Raw genomic sequence first — 25,522 nt, 5'->3', positions numbered from 1 at the left:
GTTCCTGGCCCGAACAATCGCCGATTCATGTCCGGACCAGTGCCCCCCTGGCCTATGAGGGCGACATCACAACTGCCCACCCGCGCGCTGCTGTCTACCGCTTGTATCGGGTAGGCCCGCCAAGAACTCGACGATGGCGGCCGCGCCGGTCTGCGGGATCTCTGCCTGCCAGAAGTGGCCGGCAAACGGCAGCAGTTTGACGTCGTCCGGCGAACCCGGAATGTCGTGCGCCAACCGCACCCCCCAGGACGGCGGCAGGAAGTAGTCCTGCGCGGCCCAGATCACCCGGGTCGGTTTGGTCCAGGCCCGCAAAGCCGGGACCGCGTCCAACGTCCAGCGCGGTGATTGCGCGATCACATAGCGGATCCAGTCCCGCTGTGCCTGCCCGCCAACCCGCAGGGCATGAAACCAATCTGCGGCCAGCGCCGGCGGGAAACGGCCACGCACCACCGTCAGCGGCAAGGTATGCGCCTTCAACATCAGCTGCAGGATGCCGAGCCGACCCAAAACCGGGATCAGGCCGTGCCTGGCCAGCCACACCAGCATCGCCACTACCGGCACCAGCCAATTGTCGTAGCAGACCACATCGGTGAAGACGACCGCCTTGATCCGCGCGCCGTGCAGCTTGAGGAACTGCTGGCCGTGCGCGCCGCCCTGATCGTGAAAGACCGCATCGGTTTCGACGATGCCGAGTGCGTCGAGCAGTTGCGCCAGCATCGCCGCCTGACCGGGGCTGGACAGGTCCGCGTCCGGGTTGGGTACCGACCGCCCCAGGCCGAGCAGATCCGGTGCGATGCAGTCGTAGTGCTCGCCCAGCGCACCCAGCAACGGCTCCCACAGCCGGCAGGAGGTCGGAATTCCGTGCACCAGCAGTAGCGGTGGCCCGGTGCCGTGCCGCAGGTACGCCACCCGCCCGCAGTCCAGATCCAGGTAGTTGCGGTCCAGGGTCCCGATCGCAATCGACGGGTCTTCCGGGCGCATCTGGCGCAGCGGACGCCGGTTAGCCGTCAGCACCATGAGTCTTGGACGATGACGCCGCGAAGGTTCTTGCCGTCGCGCAGATCCTGATAGCCCTCGTTGACCTGCTCCAGGGTGTAGCGGCGGGTAATGAGTTCGTCGAGCTTGAGCTGACCGGCGTCGTAGAGCCGCCGTAGCCGCACAATGTCGTACTGCGGGTTGGCCGAGCCGAACAGAGTGCCCTTGATGGTTTTTTCGGACAGCGTCATCTCCGCACCGTAGATGTGCACAATCAGCTTGTCCAGGCTGCGACTCACCAAAACTGCCCGCGAAACATCCTCTGTGCCTCACGTAAAAGTGCCCGCGAAACGGTGACCGCTCATTCGGCTGGCGAACCCATGGCGCGAGCTTGATTCTGCGACTACTTGAGTGTCCATTCTCATTGAATCTGGGGCAGCATTCTCATCGAATGTGGGGCGTGCTGGTCCGGGACATGCGCGGGGTCAATCAACTAGTTGGGTAGTCTAGGTAACACGACGGTTCACTGTTGCGCGTTGCCCGGTGGGACTCGGTTCGGTTAGCGGATGACGCCCGCGTGGCTGGCGACGGTTGCGACCGCCGGCAGCATCAACCAGCCGCACCGAAGCCGCCACTCCACAGGTAGGGCTGTTGCCGTTAATTGCGCGTGCGGGGCGGTGCGCGGCGTTAACACATTCAGCTGTGTAAGGTTGCGGGTATGTCCGTTCGCCGTGTCGGGGTGGGGCTCGCCGGGGGAGCCGCCGTGGCTGCCGCGATGCTCGGAGTTGCGGTCGCGCACGCCGACGAGATCAACGGGTGGACGGTGACACCGACGAGCGGTAGTGATGTGGTCCTGCTGCCCCCGGCCATGCTGTCGGACCCCAGCGATTCGCTGGGACTGGGCACCTCACCGATAGCGGGCGGCTTTGACAGTGTTCCGGCCACTCCGCTCAGCGGCATCGGATCGAACGAGCTTTTTGCCACGCCGCTTTCGACCATCGGGTCGCCGGACAACCTCGCCATCCAAGATAACTGGTTGCCCGGAATCGAGGAGGTCTCAGTCCAAACCGGCAAAGACAACAACGTGCTCGCGTTCCTAGTGCCCGCCGACGGAGATAAACAGGTCGTCGATCTGGTCAACTTCGCCGCCCACGACGCTCCGCCGCTGTTCAACCCCGACTCCACCGGCCCGATCGACGTAGGCGGAGTACAGCTGGCATCGCCGCAAGACGGGGCGCTGTTCAACGACCTCGGCACGGCGGTGTTCACCGGTGACGCCGCAGACTTCGGCAAGGCGACGACGTTGTTCGACGACCTGCTCGGCATCAACCCGTCGAGCGCGGCCAGCGCTCAGGCTTACCCCGCCAGTGTCGTTGACGCCGCAGCAAACGCTGCTGTCACGGCCAACCCCGATGACCTACTCAGCCAGGCCAGCACGAACCTGACCGAGGCCGACAGCGTGATCACCGCCACGCCGGACGTGTCGCCCGCTGTGATCTTGAATCTGTCCGGGGTCGTCGACGGGGCATTCGGGGCGGGCTTTGGCCAGGGCATCGCCGAGAAAGCTGTCGAGCAACTGCAGTCGGCTGAGGCCGTCGTCTCAGCGCACGACGGCTCCTTGTCCAGCCAAGTTGGCCAGCTGTTTTTCGATCCTCTCAATCAGGATTGGGACACCACCAGCGCAGCTTTGCTGCACGCCGACCAGGCTTACGAAGCCGCTCTCGCCAGCGGTTCTGGCCTTGACGCAGCCGATTCGTCGCTGTTCACGGCGGACTTCCAAGCGCTCGGCGACCTCGTCAACACCATCCCCATTCTCGACGTCGCCAACCTCATCAACCTCTTCTGACCCGACCACTGCCGCTGCCCTGCCCGGCGAGTCGGAGCAGATCGGTCATCAGCGTCCGGCGGTGCCGATGTCGGTCCGAACACCCAGCGGTGACTCCACCCGGACCTCCTCGTCGCGAATCAGGCCGCGCAGCAGCGCGGTGCTGAACTCGGCGGCGATCTCCTGGGCGCTGCGGCGTCCGCTCGGGCGCAGCCAGCGGTAGGCGCCCAGCGTCATACCGATGTAGCCCAGCGCCAGGACGTGTGAGTCGCACGCGCAGAATTCGCCGCTGGTGATGCCGCGGTCGATGAGCCCGTGCACGTGCTCGTAGACCTGAATCTCCTTCTCGCGGACCTCCTCGACCTGTTCTTCGGTGAACCACTCGGTGATGTAGGGCTGCTCCTGGAAGTACACCGCCGCACCTTCGGGGTTGGCGGCGATCTGATTGAGCAACCGCACCGTGTACTGGTAGAGCGCCTCGCGAGCCGACATCGTCGAGTTGAACGGCCGGGTTTGCGCGCTACGACAACTGGTCAATTAGCCACGTCGGTCTTCGGGAATGTGCCTGGTGGCGCTTCTTCCCGCTGCCTTCATTGTTCACCCGCGGACCGACAGCCTATGGCTGCTTTCCATCCAGTGTAGCACTTGTGCTATCGTTGTCGCGTGGAAACCGTGGGATTGCGTGAGCTGCGCCAGAATGCTTCCGACCTCGTGCGCCGCGTAGAAGAAGGCGAAGAAATCACCATCACCGTGGCCGGCAGACCCGGCGCGAGGTTGGTACCGGCCAGGCCGAGGGCCTGGCGGCGCTGGAATGATGTCTCCGAGCTGTTCGCTGGTCCCGTGGACCCCGATTGGGACACCGACCGCAACGAGATAGCCCACGATGTTCGCGATCCCTGGGGGGCCAAATGAGGTCGCTGCTCGACACCAGTGTGGTCATCGCAGCCGAGGTTGCCCCTCTCGATGGCGACCTGGCGATTAGCGCAGTCACGTTGGCAGAGCTGCATTTTGGTGTCCTCGTCGCCAGGAATCACGCCGTACGCGCTGAGCGATTGCGCCGACTTCTTGTGCTCCAGCGGGCGTTTGATGCGCTCCCGCTCGATGAGGCTGTTGCAGCAAGCTACGGCCAGATCGCGGCCGCGGTCGTCGATGCGGGGCGTCAACCCCGCAGCAGGTCCATGGACTTGCTGATCGCGGCGACGGCTCACGCGAATTCAGCCACGCTCTACACCTGTAACGCGGACGACTTCCGCGGTCTTGACGGCCTAATCGACATTATCGCCGTCTAAGTCCGCCTCTTGTTGGCCGTCGCGAGTCAGCCAGCTGGTGGTGTGGGTGTCGGGCTTGGGGATGGCTGGGTGTTCGCGGCCGGAGCTGCCGGCGGCTGGGGGGTGGCCGGGCTGGGTGCGGGTTGTCCGGTGCCGGGCTGCAGGGGTGTGCCTTGGCTGCCAGCCGGTGCTGGCGCGGCGCTGGGACCCTGCCAATTCGACCTCGACCAACTCGCAGCCACCGGGCCGCAGATGCGAACTTCCGACGCGAACTGGTCACCGCTGATAATTGGGATCGGACATGCCGTCACCCTGTTCCGAGTACAGGTATGCGCTTTCTTTGACCGGTTGCGGGACGAGCCCTATTCGCGCGGTTTTGTCGCGGGCGGCTTGTGAACAGGGTGGCATGCTGCCCGGCTGGGTGGGGCTGGCTGCTGGGTGGGACCAACTGATCTGATCCCACCCAGCAGTGGCGCGGCCCTACTGCTGGGTGGCCTCGGCGAGGTAGTCGTCGTAAACCTCATCGGCGGACCTGGCTTTGGTCACGATTTCCTCGACGGCGGCGAGCTGGTAGTCGTTGTCGGCCAGCCAGCGCAGATATTCCCCGCTGCCGACGTGACGGCCCCAGCAATTGCCGGCGTTGCCGCGCCACGCGTCCTTGGTGTCCGGGATTCCAGTGCTCCCAGCACCAACGCCAAAGCGATGACCTGGGCGCGGCTGTCACCGGTGGCCGGCAAATCGGCCACCAGCCTGGCCACGGCCGGCCCGTTGTCCACTCCCAACAGCGCGGCAGCGGTGTCTTGAGCTTGATACTCGCTCAATAAGGCGCTGTCGCGTGCCAGGCAGTCGGCCACGAACATCGCTGCACCGGTGGGCGGGGGCTTGCCGGTGAGCAGCTTGGTCACGAAGTCACGCCGCAGGTACAACGCCGCTTCACCGAGCTTGTTCAAAGCAATCACCTTGCGCCGCTCCCGCCGCTCGGCATCCAGTTTGGCCTGCGCCGCCACAGCCTCACCGGCCGCTTTGGCGTCGTCGTCCTGGCTGTCGAAATCCACTGTGCCCGTAGACTCGTCGCCTCGACGTGGCACGCGAGCAGAGTTCTCGAACTCCTCACTGAGCGCCAAGCCAGCGGCGGAGTAGTCCAGGCAGTAGCACTCCGGGACGAACACCGTGGCCTCGGTGACGGTGTGGCGCAGGCCCTTTGCCGCGACGGCTTCGGGGGTCATCCTGGGTTGACCAATCCACAGTTTCGGCATCGACCGGTTCGCAGGTACGAACCAAGCTGAAACTTCGATGCCCGCACACCGAGAGACCGCATGCCCGGGAAATCCGCTGCCACGATCTCCTGCGTGTAATCGGCCAACCGGACCTGCGCCACCCCGTCGAGCGGTAGCCCTCTCCCACTGAGCAATTCGGCAAGACTGACAGTCGGTGACGCGATCCCTCGCTCCGTCAAGGTCATGGGACGCATCCGTAGCCGCCCAATACGCCCCGCACGGAGTGGGCCGTCGCCCCGTGACGGGCTGAAGCGCTCCCGGTAAGCAGAAACTGGCCACCAGGCGGACTGGCGTCGACGGCACGCCGTACGACGTCCCACACCTCGGGAACCTGCTGCCACTCGTCGATGAGCAGTGGCCGCGGCCGAGTCAACAGCAGACCCGGGTCGGCGTGCACCGCCTCACTGTTGGGCTTTGCATCGAGTCTCAGCAGGCCGACGACTCGCTGCTCGGCTGTCGTCGTTTTCCCACTGCCTTCGGGCCGTCGATGGCGATCGCCGGTACCTGTTCGAAGAGCTCGTCCAGTTCGTCGTCGATGATGCGTCTGGCGTACCGCAGGCATTGAATCAGTCAGATAGCAGGGACTGAATCAGTCAATTGGCACCGCCGCCGCTCAACCGCACATCCGAAGATCGCTGCCCAGTTCAACGATCTGCACTTGAGCCTCCAAAAACCACGGTTTCCGGTCGTCCGCGGGGCCTGACGTTTCAACGGTGCCCAGGTATCCCCCGTCGGCCTCCGTTGTCTTTCCGGCTTTCTGTGGGTACGGCCCATCGCCGGTACCCGGTCCTCCGGTCGAGGTTGCCCTTGGAGTTCAGGTGACCACCGACTTGGCTCGTAGACTCGCGGGCGCTTTCTTCACAAGACGCCCGGAATCAGCGCGGCGATTGCGTCTGCAACCAGCATCTCTCGCAAACTCCTGCGGTTTGCCGAACGCGCGCGGGGGTATCCCATTACCCTGTCCGTACAACCCGACCGACATCGAAACTAGGTAAACGTCATGATTGGTCTCGGAATCCTCCTTATTATCCTCGGGCTGGTGCTGCCTGCCCTGGTCCCTACCTTCGCCTATGCCCACATTTGCCTGGTCATTGGGATCATCCTGCTTGTCATCGGTCTGATACTGATGGTCGCGGGGAGGATGGGCCACGCTGTCGGCGGCCGCCGCCACTACTACTAAACGGCCACCGCTGATCGAACTAACGACCATTTCAACCAAAACTCAAAGGAGCCAACATGGCTACCAGCACTATCGTTTGGGTCGTCGTTGTCGCGGTGGTGGTAATTGTGCTCATCGCCGCTGTTGTTTTGGTGGCGCGCAACAAGCGCAACCAGCATCGCCACGTCGAAGCCGGCAAGATCCGAGATCAGGCCCGAGAGGAAACGCTCCGAGTCAAGCAGCGGGAAGCGCTCGCCGACGAGACCGCCGCCAAGGCCCGCGCCGCCCAGGCCGAAGCCGATGTGAAGGCGGCCCAAGCTTCGGGTCTGCAACAGCAAGCCGCCGCGCAACGTGACGAGGTAGCGACGTCCCGTGACGAGCTGAACCAGCAGTTCGCGCGGGCGGACAAGATAGATCCGCGCTCGCAATCCAGCGACACAGCGCGAGACGACCCTGAAGTCCCAGATACGCGTCCGGGGCCCTCGGCCGACGATCAACGTCCCCCAGTGATGCCCCGATCGGGGTGAAATGCGAGAGCACCTTCACCCGCCACATCTCGCACCTCAGCACCGCCCGGACTTTTGATCCGGGCGGTTAGGAGCGCGCCCAACGGCTGAGCACGCGGCGTCCGCCGCGGCCAGCCGACATTCTGCGACGACCGGCGGCCGGTGACGGCGCGGTCGTCATAACGATCATTACCGCGACACCGCCGGGCTCGCGGCGCCGAAGTTCGGCCTGCGATGTGCTCGACCTCGCGTAGTTCAGTGGAGCTAAGGGGATTCGAACCCCTGACCCCCACACTGCCAGTGTGGTGCGCTACCAACTGCGCCATAGCCCCGAAGATGTGCCTGTCGAAGTTACACCACGGTCTGCCTGCCTTCAAAGTCGCTGCTCAGGCAGGCTCCGCCGCCGGTTCCCAGTCGTTTTGCGTCAGCGGGTCGAGGTGCTGAGTTTCGGGCGCGAACATCCACACGACCGCGGCGCACAGCAGGACGAACGCGCTAGCGATGAAGCCCCACTCGAAGCCGAAGTGCTTGGCGATCTTGGCCACCCCCATGGCGCCGGCGATCGCACCGAGATCGGCCATCATCTGGAAGGTCGCCACCGCGGTGCCGGCACGCGCCGCGTTGCCGAGAATGTCGGCGATCGCGGCCTGCTGCGGTGACGCAAACACCCCCGACGCCGCACCTGCCACGCACGCGGCGACCAGGAACACCGTCAGCGACGACGAAATGCCCAACCCGACCGTCGCCACGCTGCAGGCCAGCAGACCACCGATCAGCAGCGCGCGCCGACCGATTCGGTCCGACAGGTAGCCGCTGGGCATCACCACGATGACGTTGCCGACCGCAAAGACCGCCAGCGCCACACCCGTCATCTGCGGCCCGCGACCCAGCACATCCGAAATGAACAGCGGCACAACGGCCATCCGCAGTCCGAACACCGCCCACCCGGTAGCGAAATTCGACAGCAGCGCCGAGCGATAGGCGCGGTGCCGCAGCGCGGTACGCAGGGTCACCGGCGGATCGACGTGCTCGGCCGGCGCGCCCAGTTCCGACCCTCGCAAGCTGTAGGAGACGATGAGCGCGGTGAGCATCATCACCACGCCGTAGATCAGGAAGGGCGCCCGAAGACCGAAACCCGCTGTGAGACTGCCTATTAGCGGACCACCGACCAAGCCGACCAAGAACGAGCTGGCGAACAGCCCCGCGACCCGGCCGCGGGCACCGGGCGGGCTGATCCGAATCATCAAGCCCAGCGCGGAAATAAAGAACATCGTCGAGCCGATGCCGCCGATCGCGCGGAACACCAACAGCTCCTGGTAGTTGTGCACGAATGCACACATGGCGGTCGATACCGCGACGATCAACAGCCCGGCTAGGTAGACCGGCCGCTCCCCCATTCGCTGAACCAACAGCCCGCTGGGCGGTGCGAAGCACAACCGCATCACCGAGAAAATGGTGATCGCGAACGTCACCGCCTCGATGCTGACGCCGAACGTGCGGGCGTATGCCGGTAGCACTGGCGACACCACGCCGTAGCCCAGCGCGGCCACCACGTTGGCCGCGATCAGCACCCACGCTTCACGCGGCAGGCTCGTCTTGTCGCGGCGCCACGCCATGTAGCGGGCGCGCGGAGAGACGAGGATCACCCGATGACTTTATCCACAACCTGTTGCGCCTCTCGCTGGACCTCGGCCAGGTGCTCCGGCCCGCGGAAGGACTCGCCGTAGATCTTGTACACGTCTTCGGTGCCCGACGGCCGCGCGGCGAACCAGGCATTGGCGGTGGTCACCTTCAGTCCGCCCAGCGGTGCGCCGTTGCCCGGCGCCGTAGTCAGCTTGGCGGTGATCTGTTCGCCGGCCAACTCGGTGGCGCTGACCTGCTCCGGCGACAGCTTCGACAGCCGGGCCTTCTGCTCGCGGTTCGCGGGCGCGTCGAGGCGTGCGTAGGTCGGGGCGCCGTACTTCTCGGTCAGCTCCTGGTAGCGCTGCGACGGGGTGGACCCCGTGACCGCCAGGATCTCGCTGGCCAGCAGCGCGAGGATGATGCCGTCCTTGTCGGTGGTCCACACCGATCCGTCGCGGCGCAGGAACGACGCCCCCGCGGACTCCTCGCCGCCGAAGCCGATGGTGCCGCCGATCAGACCGTCGACGAACCATTTGAAGCCGACCGGCACCTCGACCAGCGTGCGCCCGATGCCGGCCACCACCCGGTCGATGATCGACGAGCTGACCGCGGTCTTGCCGACGGCCACACCCTCGGGCCAGGACGGCCGATGGGTGTAGAGGTAGTCGATCGCGACAGCGAGGTAGTGATTCGGGTTCATCAGCCCGGCGTCGGGCGTGACAATGCCGTGCCGGTCGGAGTCGGCGTCGTTGCCGGTGGCGATCTGGTAGCGGTCGCGGTTGGCGATCAGGGATGCCATCGCGTCGGGCGAGCTGCAGTCCATCCGGATCTTGCCGTCGTGGTCGAGCGTCATGAACCGCCACGTCGCGTCGACCAGCGGATTGACCACGGTCAGATCGAGGTTGTGCCGCTCGGCGATCGCGGCCCAGTAGTCGACGCTGGCCCCGCCGAGCGGGTCGGCACCGATCCGGATGCCCGCCTTGCGGATGACATCGATGTCGACCACGTTCGGCAGGTCGGCCACGTAGGCGTCCAGGTAGTCGTGCCGCTGGACGGCCTGCAGCGCCCGGGCCAGCGGCACCCGCTTCACCGCCTCGCCCTTGCGCAGAATCTCGTTGGCGCGGTTGGCGATTGCGTTGGTCGCGTCGGTGTCGGCCGGGCCGCCGTTGGGCGGGTTGTATTTGAAGCCGCCGTCATACGGCGGGTTGTGCGACGGCGTCACCACGATGCCGTCGGCCAGTCCGTCGCTGCGGCCGCGGTTGTAGCTGAGGATCGCATGGCTGACCGCCGGAGTGGGTGTGTAGCGGTCGGCAGAGTCGACGGCGGTGACGACGTCGTTGGCGGCGAGCACCTCCAGCGCCGACATCCACGCCGGCTCCGAGAGCCCATGGGTGTCGCGGCCGACGAACAACGGACCGCATGTGCCGTGGGCGGCGCGGTACTCGACGATGGCCTGAGTGATGGCCAGGATGTGGGCTTCGTTGAAGGCGCCGTTCAGGGCCGAGCCGCGGTGTCCCGACGTCCCGAACGCCACCTGTTGGGCGACGTCGTCGGGGTCCGGTTCGATCGCGTAATACGACGTGACCAGGTGCGGCAGATCGACGAGGTCTTCGGGTAGCGCCGGCTGACCGGCGCGAGGGTGGGCCACCATGCCACCAATTCTGCCGAATAAGCTGCCAGAGCACGCCTCGCCGGCAACGAAAGGAATTTTCGACGAGTGGCAAGCTTTGCGTCGCCGCGCGACTACCGGGAGTTGGCCGCGGTGTTCGTTGGGGGCGCGGTGGGAACGTCGGCACGCACCGGTCTGAGCCTTCTGGCGACCACCGATCCGTCGCGCTGGCCCTGGCCGACCTTCACCGTCAACATCGTCGGCGCGTTCCTGTTGGGCTACTTCACGACGCGGCTGCTGGAGCGGTTGCCGCTGTCGAGCTACCGCCGCCCACTTTGGGGAACGGGCGCATGCGGCGGCCTGACCACCTTCTCCACGATGCAGGTCGAGACGCTGACGATGATCGAATACCGGCACTACGGCCTCGCGATCGGATACACCTGCGCCAGCATCGTTTTAGGGTTGCTCGCAGTGCATCTGGCGTCGGCGCTGGTTCGCCGGGTCGCGGTGCGCTGACGATGATCTGGATCGGGGTGATTGTCGCGGGCGGCCTCGGGGCGGTGCTGCGGTTCCTGGTGGACGGCGCGGTCGCTCGCCGGGCGGCGAAGTCCCATGTGTTCGAAACCCTGCCGTTCGGGACGCTGGTGGTCAATATCAGCGGCGCCGCACTGCTCGGGTTTCTGGGGGCGCTGGCCTTGAATCGCTACGCCGCACTGCTCGCCGGCACCGCTTTCGTCGGCGCGTACACCACGTTCTCCACCTGGATGCTGGAAACCCTGCGCCTCGGCGAGGAGCGGCAGGTCCGCCACGCCGTCGCCAATATCTTCGTCAGCGTCGTCCTGGGCATCGGCGCGGCGCTGTGCGGGCAGTGGATCGGTGGCCTGCTGTGAACCAGTCCTGCCTCGAACTCACCGCCTACGTCGGCGAACCGCGGCACCCTAAGCGGTCAAGGTGGTGATCCGCCGAATTACTTCGTCGCGGCCGAGGGTGCGCGCGATCTGGAACAGGTCCGGGCTCTTGGTCGAACCGGTCAAGCCGACGCGGATCAGCTGCGAGGCCTCCCGAATCGAGCCGGGGTAGGCCTCGGGGTTTTTCTTGTAGTCCCTGGCGTTGGCCGCGAAGCCGAACTTGGCGGCCAGGTCGCGGATCTGCTGGAACCACTGAACCGAGTCGTCGAGATCCCGATAACTCGCCACGAACTCGCCGGCGAACGACCGGACCAGCTCGCGGGGCGACCCACCCAGCCGAGGGTCGTCAGCGGCCACGGTGGTGAACAGTTCGGCGAAGAAAAAGCCGTACGCATCGCGGAAATCCGACCACTTGCGCAGGTCTTTGCGCGGGTTGTCCACGCCGTCGCGCTCGACGGCCAGCGCGGCCAGCGTCTGCTCAGGATGAGCGTCGATCACATCCAGCAACTCGGGATCGAACTCGGCCGCCCACACCGTCAGCGCAGCATAAATCTGCTGCCCGCTCAGCGTCGCGATGTGGTCGGCGCTGATGTCTTCCAGCTTCACCAGATCCACCAACGGGCCCGCGCCGCCGCACTCGGCCAGCGAGATCGGCGCAGCGAGAGCTTCGGGCAGCGGAACCTCGGCCAGGCGCCCGTTGGCCAGACCGCGCAGGTAGTACAGCACCGCGTCGGCCGGGTAGCCCGAGCGGATGTAGAAGTCGACGTCGGCTTCGGGGTCTTTGCGCTTGGAGAGCTTGCGCTTGCCGCCGGGAATCTGCTTCATCAGCAGCGCGATGTGCGCATAGGTGGGCGGCTGAAAACCCAGCGCCTCGAACAACTGCAGGTGCAGCGCCGTCGACGACAACCACTCCTCGCCACGGATCACCAGGTTGCATCGCATCAGGTGGTCGTCGACGGCGTGGGCGAAGTGATAGGTCGGAAGTTGCACGGCCGCAGACGATTTCAGGATGACCACGTCGTTGTAGTTGTCCTCCATGGACAGGTTGCCGCGGATCGCGTCGGTGAAGGACGCCCGCCCGCCGGTGCGACCGGGTGAACGGAAGCGCACGACGTAGGGCGCACCGTTTTCCAGCTGCTCGCGAACGGCAGCATCGTCGGCGTCGCGCCAGATGGCCCATTCGCCGTAGTAACCGGTCGGACGCTTGAGCTGTTGCTGGCGGGTGCGGATCTCGATGAGCTGATCGGAGGTGGCGAAGCACAGGTACGCCGTGCCGGAGCGCAACATCTCGCGCACATAGCTGAGATAGATCGTCGCCCGCTCCGATTGGCGGTATGGCCCGTAGTCACCGCCGGCGCCGACGCCCTCGTCGGGGATGACCCGAAAGTAGGCAAACGCCCGATCGAACTGTTCGTATGCGCCGGCCACTTCCCGCGACTGGTCGGTGTCTTCGATCCGCACGAAATAACGGCCGTCCGCCTCGTGCGCGACCGACAGATCGATCATCGCGGTGTAGATCCCGCCGAGGTGGATGAAGCCGGTCGGCGACGGGGCCAACCGGGTCACCTGAGCATCGGCGGGCAGTTCGCGGGGCGGGTAGCGCTGTTCCCACTCACCCGGTTCGGGCAGCTCGGCGGGAAAGAGGCGGTCGACCTCGTGCGGCTCCAGCATTCCGGTGACGGCTCCTATCGGCAGAAGGTTTGCCTGGTCGATAGTAGTCACGCTGGTCACAGGCCGAGTCGCCCGTAGGCTGGGCACGATGAGCGTCACGCCGGACACAGGAGTTGCTCTGCAGCACCGCTTCGCCAGCGACCTGCCCGAGATGGGCGTCAGTTGGCAAGCTCAGGCCTTCCCCGACCCGCGACTGCTGGCCTTCAACGCGCCGCTTGCCGACGAGCTGGGGCTCGACCCGGCGTGGCTTCAGAGTCCCGACGGGCTGCGCTTCCTGGTCGGCAACCACGTTCCCGACGGCGCCGCGCCGGTCGCGCAGGCCTACGCGGGGCATCAGTTCGGCGGATACGTGCCGCTGTTGGGCGACGGTCGAGCCCTGCTGCTGGGCGAGCTCGCCGACGCCGACGGGCGGCTCCGCGACATTCACCTCAAGGGTTCGGGTCCCACACCATTCGCTCGCGGCGGCGACGGCTTGGCGGCGGTGGGGCCGATGTTGCGCGAATACATCGTCAGCGAGGCGATGCATGCGCTGGGCATCCCGACCACGCGATCACTGGCCGTGGTGGCGACGGGCCAGCTGGTGCAGCGCGAGACGCCGCTGCCCGGCGCCGTGCTCACCCGCGTCGCCGCCAGCCATCTGCGAGTGGGCAGCTTCGAATACGCCACCGGGACCGGCAACCTCGACCTGGTGCGTCGCCTCGCCGACCATGCGATCAGCCGCCACTACCCCGGCGCCGCGATGCTCGACAACCCCTACCGCGCGCTGTTAGAAGCGGTGGCCGCGGTACAGGCGTCGCTGGTGGCCCGGTGGATGCTGATCGGCTTCGTGCACGGCGTGATGAACACCGACAACATGACGATCTCCGGCGAGACGATCGACTACGGACCGTGTGCCTTCCTGGAGGCCTACGACCCCGACACGGTGTTCAGCTCGATCGATCACCGGGGTCGCTACGCCTACGGCAACCAGCCCGCCATCGCCGGGTGGAACCTCGCTCGGTTCGCCGAGGCGCTGCTGCCGCTGCTGGCCGACACCGTCGACGAAGGCGTCGCCCTCGCGCACAAGGCGTTCGAGGTTTTCCGCAACCAGTACGACGCCACCTGGACCGACGGGATGCGGGCCAAGCTCGGCCTGGCCGCGGACGTCGAAGCCGCAACTGTCGCGTCGTTGTCCGAGGATCTGCTCACGCTGCTCACGGTGGGGCGAGCTGACTACACCTCGTTCTTCCGCACCCTCGGCAGCGACACCGCACGCCTCGACGTCCCTGGCACCGGCGAGTGGATCTCGCGCTGGCGAATGCTGAACCCTAGTGGGGCACTGATGGACCGAAGCAATCCGATCTACCTCCCGCGCAACCATCTCGTCGAGGAGGCGCTGACCGCAGCAACCTCCGGAGACCTGAATCCCTTACAGCAGTTGCTCGTTGCGATCAGCGCCCCGTACGACGAGCGACCGGGCTTGGAGCGTTATTCCCGCCCGGCACCCGACGATTTCGGCGACTACCACACGTTCTGCGGTACTTGAGCTAGCGCGGCACGCTGTTTCTGCGCGACCTGCAGGATCGAGCCGGCAGTCACGAATGCGGGTTTGTCGCGATCAGCAGCAACGATCGCCAGGCCGGCAGCCCGGCGGAGCACCATCAGCGCGAGCCCGCTGTGGGTGGTGTAGGAAACGATCAACAAGTTGACCCGCGCCTTGTCGCCGTTGACGGTAATGACGTGCTGCGGCTTGTGTTCCCAACCCGGCCAATTGAAGTCAGGCGGTCGCTGCAGGTGCGGCCAGTTCACACTGATCGAGGTGATGTCGCCCAGCAACGGGTTCAGGGCCTGAATCAGACCGGGCAACTCGAGGGTCATGCGGTCCACCCGCGGCCACCATGCCCCATCGATTTCTCCGCCCAACTCACTGCCGAGCGAAACTCGGACGGGATTCGCCGACCGCCAGTGCGTCATCTAACAGCAGATCGATTTAAGACGAAAACATTGCTGTTCAACGGAATTCCTTCACGGCTGGCGTCGCCCCCTGCCAACGCCGAGGTGCGGAGGAATCCCATTGCCCGTGAGTGCCATGCTCACGTGTCGCGATGGATTACCGCTGACAACGAAAAGGCTCATACCAACGGTACGCCACCACCGGCACGGTTGGGTCACTCGGGACACCACTGTGGGACTTTTGCGCGTAGGATGAGGAAAACGGTTAGGAATTAGTGTTCACTCAAAATTGGCGTGACGCGCCCGAGATCCATCCGTCCCAGATCCGTGTTGGCGACACCATCGGCACACTGCGTGAGACCGATGTGCGCTACACCGTCAAGCTGATCAGCACCCCGCAGAAGACTCCCCGCAAGTGGACGTTCTTCGTCCGCGACGACAGAGGCGCCGACTACGCAAACGTATTCGGTGAAAGCGACCTCGTTCGCCGGTACGCCAAAGCTTTGTGACGAAGCCCGGCGACTACCACGCGTCCCGCGGCATCTGATGCGATTGCGGCGCCGAACCTAACTTGTTGGTGCCACGAACTTCGCTGTCGGGCAACGTACGTGGCGTATTTCCGCGTCAGCAGGGTGCTGATCGACTATGCCCCGGCCTAACGCGCGCCGCGCACCAGCCGTCCGGGACGCGCGCCGGTGTCGGCACCGTCGCGGCGAGTCACTACGCCGTTGACGATGGTGGCGTCGTAGCCCGACGCCCGCTGAATCAGCCGCTTCCCGCCAGCTGGCAGGTCGTAGGCCATCACCGGCCGGTGCAGGGTGATCGCATCCATGTCGATCACGTTGACGTCGGCCCGCTTTCCGATCTCGACGACACCGCGATCGGACAATCCGAACAGTTGCGCGGTGTCATTCGACTGCTTGCGGACCAGGTATTCCAGCGGCAGCCTTTCGCCGCGCCGCCGGTCGCGCGCCCAGTGTGTGAGCAGAAACGTCGGGAACGACGCGTCGCAAATCATGCCGCAGTGCGCACCCCCGTCGGAAAGCCCGACCACACCGGCCGGATGGGTCAGCATCTCGCGGATCGCGTCGTGGTTGCCGTGGGCGTAGTTGTAGAACGGCAGCATCAGCATCGACGTCGTGCCGTGTTCGAGCATCAGGTCGTAGAGCGTGGACAGCGGGTCTTCGCCGCGGTCAGCCGCGATCTTCTTCACGGTGCGCTCGTCGGTCGGCTCGTAATCGGGCGGGTCGCCCATCGCGTAGGTTCGGCCCATGGCGTACTGAGCGAGTGCAAACATGTTGTCGAACAACAGATTTGGATCCGGAGGCAGGTCGTCCTCGGCAAGGATCGCGGCCTTGACGCCCACGTCGGCGAGCCGCTGCGCGAGCTCGTCGCGGGTACATTCGGCCTTCAGCCGGCGGAACGTCGGGCGGTGGGTGAACGCGTGGTGCCCGTGGAAGCCAAACAACATCCCGAACGGACGCGCCGCGATCTGCGGGTACAGTCGGCTACCCGCGGCATGCGCGGCCGCGGAGATGTCCAGCTGTTCGCGCCAGAGGTCCGGGGCGGCATCCACCTGGATCATGCCGAACGAGATGGGGCGATCGATCTCGCCGCCCAGCCGCTGCATCCACTCCAGTTCTTTCTTGGGCGCGATGATGTCTTCGCCGGCCACGCCTTGCGGAGCCAACTCGAACACCGCCTGGCCACCTGCGGCCATCGCCCGGCCGAGCCCGAACAGCTCGTCCTGCGCGGCGTACGTTCCCGGCACCGGTTCGCCGTCGATGGCGCGGTGACCGAGCGTGCGCGAGGTCGAAAAGCCCAGTGCCCCAGCCTCGATCGCTTCCCGAACCAGGCAGGCCATCGCCGTGATGTCGTCAGGTGAGGCTGGCTCGTTGCGGGCACCGCGCTCCCCCATCGCGTACGCGCGGATCGCCCCGTGCGCCACCTGGCTGCCGACGTCGATGGAGAACTCCTGCTTTCCGATGACGTCGAGGTATTCGGGATAGCTCTCCCAGCCCCAGGCGATGCCCTCGGTGAGCGCGGTGCCGGGAATGTCCTCGACGCCTTCCATCAATCCGATCAACCAGTCCTCCTGGCCGGGCCGCACCGGCGCAAACCCGACGCCGCAGTTGCCGGTCACAACGGTGGTCACCCCGTGGCCGCTGGACGGCTCCAGCAGCGCGTCCCAACTGACCTGCCCGTCGTAGTGGGTGTGGATGTCGACGAAGCCGGGCGCGACGATCTTGCCGGTCGCGTCGATGGTCTCGGCGGCCTCACCCTCCAGCGGCGGACTATCCGGCCCGCGGCGCCGAATCTCGACGATCTTGCCGCCCTTGACAGCGATGTCGGCGGCGAACCGGTCCGCGCCCGTTCCGTCGACGACGGTGCCACCGGTGATTTTGAGGTCGAACACGATTACTCCCTTGATTGCGCCGCCCGGCAGGCTACAGTGACCCCTACAGGACTGTAACACCGTTACAGAGGCCCGGGAGTGCTTCGATGACCACGCACGCATCGCCTGATGTCCGGCGCGACGATGCGATCGGTACGCCACCACGGCGGCCGACGCTGGTGCCCGCTGACCTGACGGTGATGTGCTCCCGTCCAAGACCCGATCCCGACCACGGCGAGCCGGTGATGATGTTGCGGATGCGCATGCCACCCGGCGCGCCGCGCGGCACACCCGCCGACGTGAGGCTCACCGCAGACCAGGCCGAGCCGGGTCTGGTTTTGAGCCACGATAATTCGGTGCTGGCCGGGCTTCAACGTGGTGTGCAGATGAAGGAGCGGCGCCATGCACCGCGGAGGTGAACCGAGTGCCGGAAGCACCTAGCGCGGCGAGGATCCTGGACACCGCCGCGGGCCTGATCGAACGCCTGGGCGTCGATGCGTTCACCATGCGGGGCCTCGCCGAAGAACTCGGCGTGGCGGTGACGTCGATCTACTGGCATGTGGGCGGCCGCGACAAGCTCTTCGACAACCTGATCGACCGATTGCTCAGCGAGATGGCGCATCTACTCATCGAGGGCCGCACACCAGTGGAACGTATTGCCTCCCTGGCTCGTTCGCAGCGCCGGGCGCTGATCGACCGGCAACACCTGCTCGCAATCGCGCACGAACGCGACCGGACGCCGACGCTGTTTCTGCCGATCCAGCAGAAGCTGGCCGCCTTACTCGCGGAGTTGGGCATAACCGGGACCGAGGCCGCCCTTGTTCTGCGCGCTGTGCAGGTACACGTCATCTCGTCGGCGGTGATGCAGTTCTCGGCGGTGCGCGGGGCCAAACACGAAGAGGAAGACCCTTCGTTGTGGGACGACGACTGGCCCGATCAGGCGCTGGTGCGGGCGCTCCAATCCCCTACCGACTACGACGCGGTATTCGAGTACGGGCTGGGCGCGCTGCTCGCGACGCTGCCTCAGTAGCTAACCAGTAGAAAATCCGCCACGATCCCGGCCATGTCGTCGATCGCGGCGCGCGGAATCACCTCGAAGCTATGCGTGCTGAGCGTGGGCAGACACAGTAGTCCCGCCCGTGGCGTCAGCCCGCTGGCCTTGGAGTGCGAAGCGTCAGACATGAAGGCGCCCAACGCCGCCGGTTGTGGCGACAGGCCGCGAACGGTCGCAATCCCCATCAATCGATCGGCAACATCTTTGTCGTAGACACACAATGCGTCGCTGTAGCCGATGATCGGACCGCCGGTGACGGTTGTCGCGTACTCGCGTTCGGTCGGTCCAACCTCCAACGCGATCGTGAGGGTGCCGGGCAGCGTGGCGCTCGCGTACGAGCCGCCGACGCCGCCGATCTCCTCGTTGGTGGTGAAGACCAGATACACGTCCTGCTCCGGCCGTTGCCCGCGTTCGCGAATCAGGCGCGCCGCGCGCAGTAGCGCCGTGACGGCAGCACGATCATCCATGAAGTACGAGCCGATGTAGTCGCCGAACTCGACGAGGTCCCGCTTGCTTCGATCGACGCACACCCGAGTTCCGGCGTGCACCCCCGCGGCGGCGAGTTCTCCGGGAGTGCGCCCGGTAAACACGTAGACGTGCTGCCAGTCCAGCGAGCGGTCACCCTGGTCCGGTTTGGTTTCCCAGATTCTTGGGCTCTCCTGGGTGGTGTGCTCGGAGCCGAGAGTGAGCACGGCGGTCAGTGTCTGGTGGTCGCCGAGCAGAGCGACCGGGCCCAACCCGAAATTCCCCGGGTACATCGTTCCGAGCTGAGTCATATGCAGCGTGCCGTCTGGTTCGACCCTTTTGACCAACATGGACAGTTCGTCCATGTGCGCCATGACCCGGGTCGCGGCCCCGCCGGCGACCGACGTCGTCCGGTGCCGGTGGTCGGTCGACTGTGACGAATTTTCGGCAGAGCTCAGGTAGCCGATGAGATTGCCGGCGTCGTCGATCCACATATCGTCGACCAAGGGCTGCAGCTCTTGAGCGCACACGTCGCGTACCGCGTCCTCCTGGCCACAGGGCCCGTAGGTCCACAACAGTTTCTGCAACAGGCCGTCGGTCGTGTCCAAGTCGAGCTGCGCCATCGGTGTCCCTCCCTTTTTGCCCACCTTAGCGATCGACGCCGCCGACGGGGCTGGCGTGGTTTGCCGATGTGTCAGAAGTGGTAACCGCGACCTTGAGGTTGCGCAATGCTGGATTCAGCGGGTCGGTTATCGGAGTGCGGAAGGATCGCAATGAACGAAGAGCAACTCGAGGAGATGGGCTCGGGCCGCGGCTTCATTGCCGCGCTGGATCAAAGTGGCGGCAGCACCCCCAAAGCGCTGGCTCTCTACGGGATTCCCGAGCATGCGTACGGCAACCAGGTACAGATGTTCGACCTCATGCATCAGGCACGCGCCCGGCTGATCCGGAGCCCCAGCTTCACCGGCGACAAGATTCTGGCAGCGATTCTCTTCGAGCAGACGATGGATCGGACCATCGACGGCGTGGACAGCGTCGACTTCCTCTGGAAACAGAAGCACATCGTGCCATTCGTCAAGGTCGACCAGGGGCTCGCGGACGTGCTGTACGGCGTCCAGCTCATGAAGCCGTTGACGCAACTCGATGGGCTGCTCGAGCGCGCCGTCGCCAAGGGCGTCTTCGGCACCAAGATGCGTTCGTTCATCCAGGAGCCGAATGACGGTGGGATCAGGGCGATCGCCGACCAGCAATTCGAGGTCGCCGAGGCCATCGCGCGACATGACCTGATGCCGATCATCGAACCGGAGGTCAGCATCAAATGCGCCGACAAATCGACGGCAGACCGACTGTTGGTGGCAGCGCTGCAGGCAAAGCTCGAGGAACTTCCCAACGACCGGCAGGTGATGCTCAAGCTGACGTTGCCGGACGAGGCAGGCCTCTACCAGCCGCTCATCGAGCATCCTCGGGTTTTGCGGGTCGTCGCCCTGTCCGGCGGCTACAGCCTTGCCCACAGCGCCGACATTCTGTCCCGCAATCACCTCCTGATCGCGAGCTTCTCGCGGGCGCTCACCGAAGGCCTCACCGTCGACCAGAGCGATGCCGAATTCGACCAGAAGCTCCAGGCGAATATCGACGAGATCTACGCCGCCTCGGTGACCTGACCGAGCGGCCGACCGGTCGGATTTTCCATAAATGCGTGCCTTGATGCTGAAAGTCCGCCACCAGCCGACCGCTCCGACCCGAACCCTGCGTCTCGCGTCGGGCGACCGGATCCCCGCGCACCGGCACGACAACCACCAGATCGTCTACGCGGGGCTCTCATTCCGGTCTCAGCGACTGGCGGCTTCCAGGAAGCGGCCGGCCTGCAGTTCGGTACCGAAGCCGGGCGCGAATTCGCCGTTGTCGTAGACAATGTGGCCGCCGACGACTGTCGCGCTGACGAGGTTGTCGTTGCGGTTGACCATGCGCTTGACACCCGGCGCCCCGGGGTACGGGGCTTCCGCATACGCGGCGCTGGACCCGTCGAATCCGGCCGGGTTGATGATCGCGATGTCGGCCCGTGCTCCGTTGCGGAGGTAGCCAGCGTCGAGCCCATACCAGTCGGCGAGCTCACCGGTGAGGCGCCGGACGGCGGTCTCGACGGCCATCGAACGGCGACGGTGGACGCGTTCCAGCATGCGCAGACCAGCGTTGTAAAACGCCATATTGCGAAGGTGCGCACCGGAATCGGAGAAGCCGATCTGGACGTTCGGCGACCGTTGCATGCGGTCCAGCACCTCTTCGCGGTCGTTGGCGACGACAGTTCGCCAGCGCAACCTGGCACCGTGCTCGACGGCCAGGTCAAGCAGTGCATCGGCGGGTTCGATTCCCCGGGTCGCGGCGACGTCGGCAAAAGACTGCCCGACGACGGAATTGTCCGGGCACGCCACGATTTCTGCGTCGGACAGGTCGCGACTCCAGACCCGCGGGCCGAACTGCTTGGCCAGGTCTCTGCGGAATTGGCGTCGGTAGGACTCGTCGGCGAGCAGCTTCCCGCGACTGGTCTCGTCGCGGAAGTTGAGTGCGGCCGAGCCGGAACCGAACTCCTCGAAAACGACGAGATCGACTCCGTCGGCGTACATTTCGAACGGCACCGGCAGGTGCTGCCAGCGGAAGTCGCCACCTGCCCGATTGGTGAGACTCGCAGCGAGCAACGTCAGTCGCGCTGCCCTGCGGTCGGCTTTGACATCGGCGGCGGCGATCAAGGTGGTCTTCAAAGCTTTCCGGGGTCCGCGGAATCCGCGGCCGATGCTCTGGGAGAGGTAGCGCGAGACTTCGACTTGCCGCGCCAGGTTCGGGGTGCTCTGGTGTACGCGCCCCCGTTGCCGCAGAACGGCGTTGAGCGCGCTGAACTCCGACCAGGTGGCGTAGGTCGACGGCAATTGCCGCGCCGGAAAGCGGGTGCCTTCGAGCTTGGAGAAGGAACTGCGCAGCGTCGACAGCCCGAGGAAGCCGGCATCGAGTGCATCGGACAGCATCTGCTTCATCTGACCGATCTGGGCGCGGGTCGGCCGGTAGTCGGCATCAACTGACCGGCCCAGACCCAAGACCGCGGCCCTGATGTCGGAGTGGCCGATGAACGCGGCGACGTTCGCCCCGAGCGGCAAAGAGTCAATCGTCTTGACGTATTCGGCCGGGCCACTCCAGGTTTTCGCTTCGCCGACCGAGTCGTGCACGATCTGCCACGGCAGCGCCTCGACGCGCGCGAACATGTCCGCGCAATCGTTCGCGTCGCTGTACACCGTCGACAGCGAGCAGTTGCCGAGGACGACCGAGGTAGTCCCGTGCCGGACCGATTCGCCGAGTCCGGGGCTGAGCAGGACTTCGGCGTCGTAGTGGGTGTGCACGTCGATGAGCCCGGGCAGCACCCACCGACCGCGGGCGTCGACGGTCCGGGCGCCCTCCGGGAGACCCTGGGCGACCGCGGCCACCTTTCCGTCGCGGATCCCGACGTCAGCCGTGATCGGCGCCGCACCGGTTCCGTCGAACACGGTCCCGCCACGGATGACCAGTTCGAAGTTCGACATCACACCACGCCTTTCGATACTTTTGGGTATCCAATCGATACCGTCGAGTATGCTTTTACGCATGTCGCCTGTCAAGCCGCCGCGAATCCGCCCCACCCGGGGTGAGGTGCGGGACCGGATAATGGAAGCAGCCTCGAAAGTTTTCGCCGCCGAAGGCTTCGCCGGGGCCACCATCGACGCGATCGGTCAGGCGGCGGGATTCACCAAGGGGGCGGTCTACTCGAACTTCGGGTCCAAAGACGAATTGTTCCTGGCCCTGCTCGACCGTGAATTCGAGCTTCGCGGTGAGCAGATCGCCACGGCGCTGGAAAGCGGCGGCGACATCGACGCGGCAGCGCGGTCGTTGAGCCGGTCGGTGCTCGACTCGGTGCACGATCACGCCGACTACTACGTTCTCTTCGTCGAGTACTGGCTGCGCGCCGTGCGCGATCCGGGCCTGCGGGAGCGGTTGATCGCGCGTCGGCGTGCCGCGGCTGCCGAGCAAGCAGACAACTTCGCCGAATCGGCGGCCGCAGTGCCGTCCGGTCGGCCGTTGGCCGAACTTGCCCAACTCGTCGTCACGCTGAACTTGGGTATCGCAATGGAAGAAGTCCTGCGGCCGGGGACGATCGACCCGGACCTGCTCGCCCAACTGATCACCGCCCTGCTGGAATCTGTTGCCGTCCGCGGCGATTAGGAGCAATACATGGATGCGCATGATGAAAAGGACGCCACGGCACTGATCACCGCGACCGGACTGGGCGTCGATGGCGAGCACGGGCCGCTGTTTTCCGGTATCGACTTGGCGCTTCCCGAGGGCTTTCACGCCATTCAGATGCCCGGCGGGCCCGGACAGACCACGCTGTTGATGACGCTGGCGGGTCGTTTCAAACCCACCCACGGCACCCTGACCGTTCGCGGCGACACCACGCCACGCGCGATTCGCCGGCACTGCGCAATCGCCGCGTTCCCCGACATCGACGAACTCGAGGAATCAGTGACCGTGCAGACGGTGCTCGCCGAGCAGCGGCGCTGGCTCGCACCCTGGTATGCACAGATACCCCGCGAAGCCGGCCAATCCACGATGACCGACGTGTTCGGCGACAATCCGCCGCCGTCCCCCGGCACCTACATCGTCGAATTGTCCGATCTGGAACTATTTTTGCTGCGGATCACCTTGGCGACGCTGTCGAATCGTCCGATCCTGGTGGTCGGCGACCTCGAGCAGGTCCGCGACAACGCACGCCGGGCGATCGCCGTGGAGCGCCTGGGCGTACTCGCCAAGCAGTGCACCGTCGTGGTCGGGGTGACCAATCCCCTCGGTAGCGACGCACCGGAACACGGATTGCACGATCACCGCATCTTGACAAAAGGGGACTGACAATGCTCGCTGGACTCGCATTCGGCTCGGAAATCAAACGTTTCGGCCGCAGCCGACTGACCCGGGTGGCCATCGTCGTGCTGATGCTGCTGCCGTTGGTATACGGGGCATTGTACCTCTGGGCGTTTTGGGACCCGTTCGGCCATGTGGACAAAATGCCTGTGGCACTAGTTAATTCGGATAAGGGTGCGGTGGTGTCCGGGCAGCAGTTCAACGCGGGAGCCGAGATCACCAAGAGCCTGACCGCCGACGGCAGCCTGGACTGGCATGTCGTCAGCCAGGAGGAAGCACGGAATGGAGTCGAGCACGGCAAGTACTACTTCATGGTCGAGTTGCCAGCGGACTTCAGCGCGGCAATCGCGTCGCCGGTGACCGGGCAACCGAAGAAAGCCAACCTGATCGTCGTCTACAACGACGCCAACAACTACATCTCGACGACTATCGGCCGTACCGCGATTAGCCAGGTAATCAACGCCGTCTCGTCGCGGATCTCCGGGCAGGCGGTCAATCAGATGCTGTCCGTGGTGGTTTCGTCGGGATCCGGCATCAAACAGGCAGCCGACGGCGCCGCCCAACTCGCCGACGGCGCCAGCCAACTGGCGGACGGTCTGGACACCGCCCGGTCAGGTTCGGCGACCCTGGCGACCGGTGCGCAACAGCTCTCGGACGGAATCAATTCGGCCACCGAGCCGCTGCTCACCGTGAGCAAAGCCCTGTCCCAAATCGGCGGCAGCACCGAGCAGTTGCAGCAGGGCGCCACCGCGCTGCAGCAGGCAGGAGATCAGATCGGCGCGATTGCCAAGGCGCAGGACAACGCCGCCGGTGCGCTGTCGGCTGCAATAGACCAGCTCGCCGCCAGACAGGATCCTCTGGCGAACACCTTGCGCGGTGTGCAGGATCAGCTGCGCCAGCACCAGTTCACACCGCAGATCCGGCAGAGCCTCACCGACGCGCAGAACGCCGCGATCAACATGACGTCCGGGCTGCGCGCACCGGGCAGCCCGCTAGCATCGGCGCTCGACCACGCCGGCAGTAAAGGGCAGGACCTGACGAACAAACTCACCCAGCTGCGCGACGGCGCCAAGCAGGTCGCCGACGGCAACGCTGCGTTGGCAAGCGGGATAGCCAAACTCGACGACGGCGCACATCAGCTCAAGTCCGGGTCGGCGGAGCTGGCGACCAAGCTGAGCGACGGGGCCAAACAGGTCCCCAATTGGACCCAACAGCAGAAGGATGCCCTCGCCGAGACCATCGGCGGCCCGGTTCAACTCGAGACCTCGCACGAGAATGCCGCACCGAACTTCGGCACCGGCATGGCCCCGTTCTTCCTCACGCTGGCGTTGTTCTTCGGAGCACTGGTGCTCTGGATGGTGTTTCGGCCCTTGCAGAGTCGCGCGATCGCCGCCGAGGTGCTTCCGATCCGGGTGGTGCTGGCGAGCTATCTTCCCGCTGCCGCAATCGCGATGTTCCAGGCGATCATCCTGTACTGCGTGGTGCGTTTCGGCCTCGGCATGCACGTCGTGCACCCGGCCTCGATGCTCGGCTTCATGGTGCTGGTTTCGTTCGCGTTCGTGGCCGCAACGCAGGCGATCAACGCGCTCGTCGGCCCGGCGGTGGGCCGGGTGCTGATCATGGCGCTACTCATGCTGCAACTGGTCAGCGCCGGCGGCATGTACCCGGTGGAGACCACCTCCAAGCCGTTCCAGTTCCTGCACCGCTTCGACCCGATGACCTACGGCGTCAACGGGCTTCGGCAGCTCATCCTTGGCGGCATCGACGGTCGGCTGTGGCAGGCGATCACGGTCCTGATCGGGATCTGGGCTGTCGCGATCGGAGTCTCGTGCCTATCGGCCAGACGAGACCAGCTGTGGAACATCGACAGACTGATACCGGCGATCACGATGTAGCGCCGCGCGGACAGCCATCCGT

Annotated in this window: 23 protein-coding genes, 1 tRNA gene and 3 pseudogenes; 15 read left to right on the top strand and 12 right to left on the bottom strand. The window is 65.5% G+C overall.

The window, feature by feature from the left end:
• Positions 1-66: 66 nt before the first annotated feature.
• The gene (locus ABDV69_RS00220; protein ID WP_343571285.1) at positions 67-1,017 is read right to left on the bottom strand and encodes an alpha/beta hydrolase; all 951 of its coding nucleotides are present in this window, start codon (positions 1,015-1,017) and stop codon (positions 67-69) included.
• Positions 1,008-1,280: pseudogene (locus tag ABDV69_RS00215) on the bottom strand (alcohol dehydrogenase); the annotation flags it as partial. The gene ABDV69_RS00220 and the pseudogene ABDV69_RS00215, both read right to left, overlap by 10 nt.
• Positions 1,281-1,693: 413 nt before the next feature.
• On the opposite strand from ABDV69_RS00215, the gene ABDV69_RS00210 reads away from it, so the two are divergent.
• The gene (locus ABDV69_RS00210) at positions 1,694-2,821 is read left to right on the top strand and encodes a hypothetical protein (protein ID WP_343571283.1); all 1,128 of its coding nucleotides are present in this window, start codon (positions 1,694-1,696) and stop codon (positions 2,819-2,821) included.
• 48 nt (positions 2,822-2,869) lie between these two features.
• On the opposite strand, the pseudogene ABDV69_RS00205 reads toward ABDV69_RS00210, so the two are convergent.
• A pseudogene (locus tag ABDV69_RS00205) lies at positions 2,870-3,289 on the bottom strand (TetR/AcrR family transcriptional regulator); the annotation flags it as partial.
• Between the two features lie 174 nt (positions 3,290-3,463).
• On the opposite strand from ABDV69_RS00205, the gene ABDV69_RS00200 reads away from it, so the two are divergent.
• Together ABDV69_RS00200 and ABDV69_RS00195 are read left to right on the top strand one after the other, a co-directional pair.
• Entirely contained in the window at positions 3,464-3,712 is a 249-nt protein-coding gene (locus tag ABDV69_RS00200; RefSeq protein WP_343571281.1) for a type II toxin-antitoxin system prevent-host-death family antitoxin, read from the top strand.
• The gene (locus ABDV69_RS00195; RefSeq protein ID WP_343571279.1) at positions 3,709-4,089 is read left to right on the top strand and encodes a type II toxin-antitoxin system VapC family toxin; all 381 of its coding nucleotides are present in this window, start codon (positions 3,709-3,711) and stop codon (positions 4,087-4,089) included. Before ABDV69_RS00200 ends, ABDV69_RS00195 begins: the two co-directional genes overlap by 4 nt.
• Positions 4,090-4,610: 521 nt before the next feature.
• On the opposite strand, the gene ABDV69_RS00190 is transcribed toward ABDV69_RS00195, so the two are convergent.
• Positions 4,611-5,294 (bottom strand): hypothetical protein, encoded by a 684-nt coding sequence (locus tag ABDV69_RS00190; RefSeq protein ID WP_343571277.1) that lies wholly within the window; start codon positions 5,292-5,294, stop codon positions 4,611-4,613.
• Positions 5,295-6,345: 1,051 nt separating this feature from the next.
• On the opposite strand from ABDV69_RS00190, the gene ABDV69_RS00185 reads away from it, so the two are divergent.
• Together ABDV69_RS00185 and ABDV69_RS00180 are read left to right on the top strand one after the other, a co-directional pair.
• On the top strand, positions 6,346-6,525 hold the full coding sequence (locus tag ABDV69_RS00185; protein WP_343571275.1) for a DUF6131 family protein: 180 nt from the start codon (positions 6,346-6,348) through the stop codon (positions 6,523-6,525).
• A gap of 56 nt (positions 6,526-6,581) precedes the next feature.
• Entirely contained in the window at positions 6,582-7,031 is a 450-nt protein-coding gene (locus tag ABDV69_RS00180; protein ID WP_343571273.1) for a hypothetical protein, read from the top strand.
• A 238-nt stretch (positions 7,032-7,269) separates the two neighbouring features.
• Here the strand turns inward: ABDV69_RS00180 and ABDV69_RS00175 are convergent.
• The 3 genes from ABDV69_RS00175 to pgm all read right to left on the bottom strand — a co-directional run bounded on the left by ABDV69_RS00175 (position 7,270) and on the right by pgm (position 10,284).
• Positions 7,270-7,342, bottom strand: a tRNA-Ala gene (locus ABDV69_RS00175).
• Between the two features lie 54 nt (positions 7,343-7,396).
• Positions 7,397-8,626 (bottom strand): MFS transporter, encoded by a 1,230-nt coding sequence (locus tag ABDV69_RS00170; RefSeq protein ID WP_343571573.1) that lies wholly within the window; start codon positions 8,624-8,626, stop codon positions 7,397-7,399.
• 26 nt (positions 8,627-8,652) lie between these two features.
• Positions 8,653-10,284, bottom strand: a complete 1,632-nt coding sequence (gene pgm, locus ABDV69_RS00165; RefSeq protein ID WP_343571271.1) for a phosphoglucomutase (alpha-D-glucose-1,6-bisphosphate-dependent) — start codon at positions 10,282-10,284, stop codon at positions 8,653-8,655.
• Positions 10,285-10,350: 66 nt separating this feature from the next.
• Here pgm and crcB (ABDV69_RS00160) point away from each other — a divergent pair, with 66 nt between their 5' ends.
• Together crcB (ABDV69_RS00160) and crcB (ABDV69_RS00155) are read left to right on the top strand one after the other, a co-directional pair.
• Positions 10,351-10,758 carry a fluoride efflux transporter CrcB gene (crcB, locus tag ABDV69_RS00160; RefSeq protein ID WP_343571269.1) on the top strand — a complete coding sequence of 136 codons (408 nt, stop codon included), beginning with the start codon at positions 10,351-10,353 and terminating at the stop codon, positions 10,756-10,758.
• Positions 10,759-10,760: 2 nt separating this feature from the next.
• Positions 10,761-11,132, top strand: a complete 372-nt coding sequence (crcB, locus tag ABDV69_RS00155) for a fluoride efflux transporter CrcB (RefSeq protein WP_343571267.1) — start codon at positions 10,761-10,763, stop codon at positions 11,130-11,132.
• 48 nt (positions 11,133-11,180) lie between these two features.
• On the opposite strand, the gene ABDV69_RS00150 is transcribed toward crcB (ABDV69_RS00155), so the two are convergent.
• Positions 11,181-12,872, bottom strand: coding sequence for a glutamate--tRNA ligase family protein (locus ABDV69_RS00150; protein WP_343571265.1), 1,692 nt, complete (start codon positions 12,870-12,872; stop codon positions 11,181-11,183).
• Between the two features lie 37 nt (positions 12,873-12,909).
• On the opposite strand from ABDV69_RS00150, the gene ABDV69_RS00145 reads away from it, so the two are divergent.
• Positions 12,910-14,346, top strand: a complete 1,437-nt coding sequence (locus ABDV69_RS00145) for a protein adenylyltransferase SelO family protein (RefSeq protein ID WP_343571264.1) — start codon at positions 12,910-12,912, stop codon at positions 14,344-14,346.
• On the opposite strand, the gene ABDV69_RS00140 is transcribed toward ABDV69_RS00145, so the two are convergent.
• Entirely contained in the window at positions 14,322-14,774 is a 453-nt protein-coding gene (locus tag ABDV69_RS00140) for a DUF5994 family protein (protein WP_343571262.1), read from the bottom strand. The genes ABDV69_RS00145 and ABDV69_RS00140 overlap by 25 nt on opposite strands.
• A gap of 254 nt (positions 14,775-15,028) precedes the next feature.
• Between ABDV69_RS00140 and ABDV69_RS00135 the strand changes: the two genes are divergently transcribed.
• Positions 15,029-15,262: a hypothetical protein gene (locus tag ABDV69_RS00135; protein WP_343571260.1), complete on the top strand. Its 234-nt coding sequence runs from the start codon at positions 15,029-15,031 to the stop codon at positions 15,260-15,262.
• Positions 15,263-15,408: 146 nt separating this feature from the next.
• Here ABDV69_RS00135 and ABDV69_RS00130 read toward each other — a convergent pair whose 3' ends face one another.
• Positions 15,409-17,169, bottom strand: a complete 1,761-nt coding sequence (locus ABDV69_RS00130; protein WP_343571259.1) for an amidohydrolase family protein — start codon at positions 17,167-17,169, stop codon at positions 15,409-15,411.
• 164 nt (positions 17,170-17,333) lie between these two features.
• Here ABDV69_RS00130 and ABDV69_RS00125 point away from each other — a divergent pair.
• Both ABDV69_RS00125 and ABDV69_RS00120 read left to right on the top strand, forming a co-directional pair.
• A pseudogene (locus tag ABDV69_RS00125) lies at positions 17,334-17,531 on the top strand (aromatic ring-hydroxylating dioxygenase subunit alpha); the annotation flags it as partial.
• A gap of 41 nt (positions 17,532-17,572) precedes the next feature.
• On the top strand, positions 17,573-18,178 hold the full coding sequence (locus tag ABDV69_RS00120) for a TetR family transcriptional regulator (RefSeq protein WP_343571258.1): 606 nt from the start codon (positions 17,573-17,575) through the stop codon (positions 18,176-18,178).
• On the opposite strand, the gene ABDV69_RS00115 is transcribed toward ABDV69_RS00120, so the two are convergent.
• Entirely contained in the window at positions 18,172-19,290 is a 1,119-nt protein-coding gene (locus tag ABDV69_RS00115) for a M28 family peptidase (RefSeq protein WP_343571257.1), read from the bottom strand. The genes ABDV69_RS00120 and ABDV69_RS00115 overlap by 7 nt on opposite strands.
• Positions 19,291-19,440: 150 nt before the next feature.
• Between ABDV69_RS00115 and ABDV69_RS00110 the strand changes: the two genes are divergently transcribed.
• Entirely contained in the window at positions 19,441-20,328 is an 888-nt protein-coding gene (locus ABDV69_RS00110; RefSeq protein WP_343571256.1) for a fructose bisphosphate aldolase, read from the top strand.
• A gap of 168 nt (positions 20,329-20,496) precedes the next feature.
• Here ABDV69_RS00110 and ABDV69_RS00105 read toward each other — a convergent pair whose 3' ends face one another.
• Positions 20,497-22,233, bottom strand: coding sequence for a hypothetical protein (locus ABDV69_RS00105; protein ID WP_343571255.1), 1,737 nt, complete (start codon positions 22,231-22,233; stop codon positions 20,497-20,499).
• Between the two features lie 49 nt (positions 22,234-22,282).
• On the opposite strand from ABDV69_RS00105, the gene ABDV69_RS00100 reads away from it, so the two are divergent.
• From ABDV69_RS00100 to ABDV69_RS00090, 3 genes are read left to right on the top strand one after another with little or no spacing between them, the layout of a single operon-like run.
• Entirely contained in the window at positions 22,283-22,909 is a 627-nt protein-coding gene (locus ABDV69_RS00100) for a TetR/AcrR family transcriptional regulator (protein ID WP_343571253.1), read from the top strand.
• 9 nt (positions 22,910-22,918) lie between these two features.
• Positions 22,919-23,593: a hypothetical protein gene (locus tag ABDV69_RS00095; RefSeq protein ID WP_343571251.1), complete on the top strand. Its 675-nt coding sequence runs from the start codon at positions 22,919-22,921 to the stop codon at positions 23,591-23,593.
• A gap of 2 nt (positions 23,594-23,595) precedes the next feature.
• The gene (locus tag ABDV69_RS00090) at positions 23,596-25,500 is read left to right on the top strand and encodes a YhgE/Pip domain-containing protein (protein WP_343571250.1); all 1,905 of its coding nucleotides are present in this window, start codon (positions 23,596-23,598) and stop codon (positions 25,498-25,500) included.
• Positions 25,501-25,522: the final 22 nt, after the last annotated feature.

Source organism: Mycobacterium sp. (assembly GCF_039583785.1).
Lineage (GTDB): Bacteria > Actinomycetota > Actinomycetes > Mycobacteriales > Mycobacteriaceae > Mycobacterium.
This window is presented reverse-complemented; position numbering and strand designations above follow the sequence as displayed.

What these genes read in the sequence shown, in the direction of transcription:
- ABDV69_RS00100 (WP_343571253.1), top strand. Translation starts at nt 22,283, where the DNA reads ATGCTTTTACGCATGTCGCCTGTCAAGCCGCCGCGAATCCGCCCCACC.
- ABDV69_RS00170 (WP_343571573.1), bottom strand. Translation starts at nt 8,626, where the DNA reads ATGGCGTGGCGCCGCGACAAGACGAGCCTGCCGCGTGAAGCGTGGGTG.
- ABDV69_RS00185 (WP_343571275.1), top strand. Translation starts at nt 6,346, where the DNA reads ATGATTGGTCTCGGAATCCTCCTTATTATCCTCGGGCTGGTGCTGCCT.
- ABDV69_RS00115 (WP_343571257.1), bottom strand. Translation starts at nt 19,290, where the DNA reads ATGGCGCAGCTCGACTTGGACACGACCGACGGCCTGTTGCAGAAACTG.
- pgm (WP_343571271.1), bottom strand. Translation starts at nt 10,284, where the DNA reads ATGGTGGCCCACCCTCGCGCCGGTCAGCCGGCGCTACCCGAAGACCTC.
- ABDV69_RS00090 (WP_343571250.1), top strand. Translation starts at nt 23,596, where the DNA reads ATGCTCGCTGGACTCGCATTCGGCTCGGAAATCAAACGTTTCGGCCGC.
- ABDV69_RS00190 (WP_343571277.1), bottom strand. Translation starts at nt 5,294, where the DNA reads ATGACCCCCGAAGCCGTCGCGGCAAAGGGCCTGCGCCACACCGTCACC.
- ABDV69_RS00140 (WP_343571262.1), bottom strand. Translation starts at nt 14,774, where the DNA reads ATGACGCACTGGCGGTCGGCGAATCCCGTCCGAGTTTCGCTCGGCAGT.
- ABDV69_RS00110 (WP_343571256.1), top strand. Translation starts at nt 19,441, where the DNA reads ATGAACGAAGAGCAACTCGAGGAGATGGGCTCGGGCCGCGGCTTCATT.
- ABDV69_RS00095 (WP_343571251.1), top strand. Translation starts at nt 22,919, where the DNA reads ATGGATGCGCATGATGAAAAGGACGCCACGGCACTGATCACCGCGACC.
- ABDV69_RS00220 (WP_343571285.1), bottom strand. Translation starts at nt 1,017, where the DNA reads ATGGTGCTGACGGCTAACCGGCGTCCGCTGCGCCAGATGCGCCCGGAA.
- ABDV69_RS00145 (WP_343571264.1), top strand. Translation starts at nt 12,910, where the DNA reads ATGAGCGTCACGCCGGACACAGGAGTTGCTCTGCAGCACCGCTTCGCC.
- crcB (WP_343571267.1), top strand. Translation starts at nt 10,761, where the DNA reads ATGATCTGGATCGGGGTGATTGTCGCGGGCGGCCTCGGGGCGGTGCTG.
- ABDV69_RS00105 (WP_343571255.1), bottom strand. Translation starts at nt 22,233, where the DNA reads ATGTCGAACTTCGAACTGGTCATCCGTGGCGGGACCGTGTTCGACGGA.
- ABDV69_RS00210 (WP_343571283.1), top strand. Translation starts at nt 1,694, where the DNA reads ATGTCCGTTCGCCGTGTCGGGGTGGGGCTCGCCGGGGGAGCCGCCGTG.
- ABDV69_RS00195 (WP_343571279.1), top strand. Translation starts at nt 3,709, where the DNA reads ATGAGGTCGCTGCTCGACACCAGTGTGGTCATCGCAGCCGAGGTTGCC.
- ABDV69_RS00180 (WP_343571273.1), top strand. Translation starts at nt 6,582, where the DNA reads ATGGCTACCAGCACTATCGTTTGGGTCGTCGTTGTCGCGGTGGTGGTA.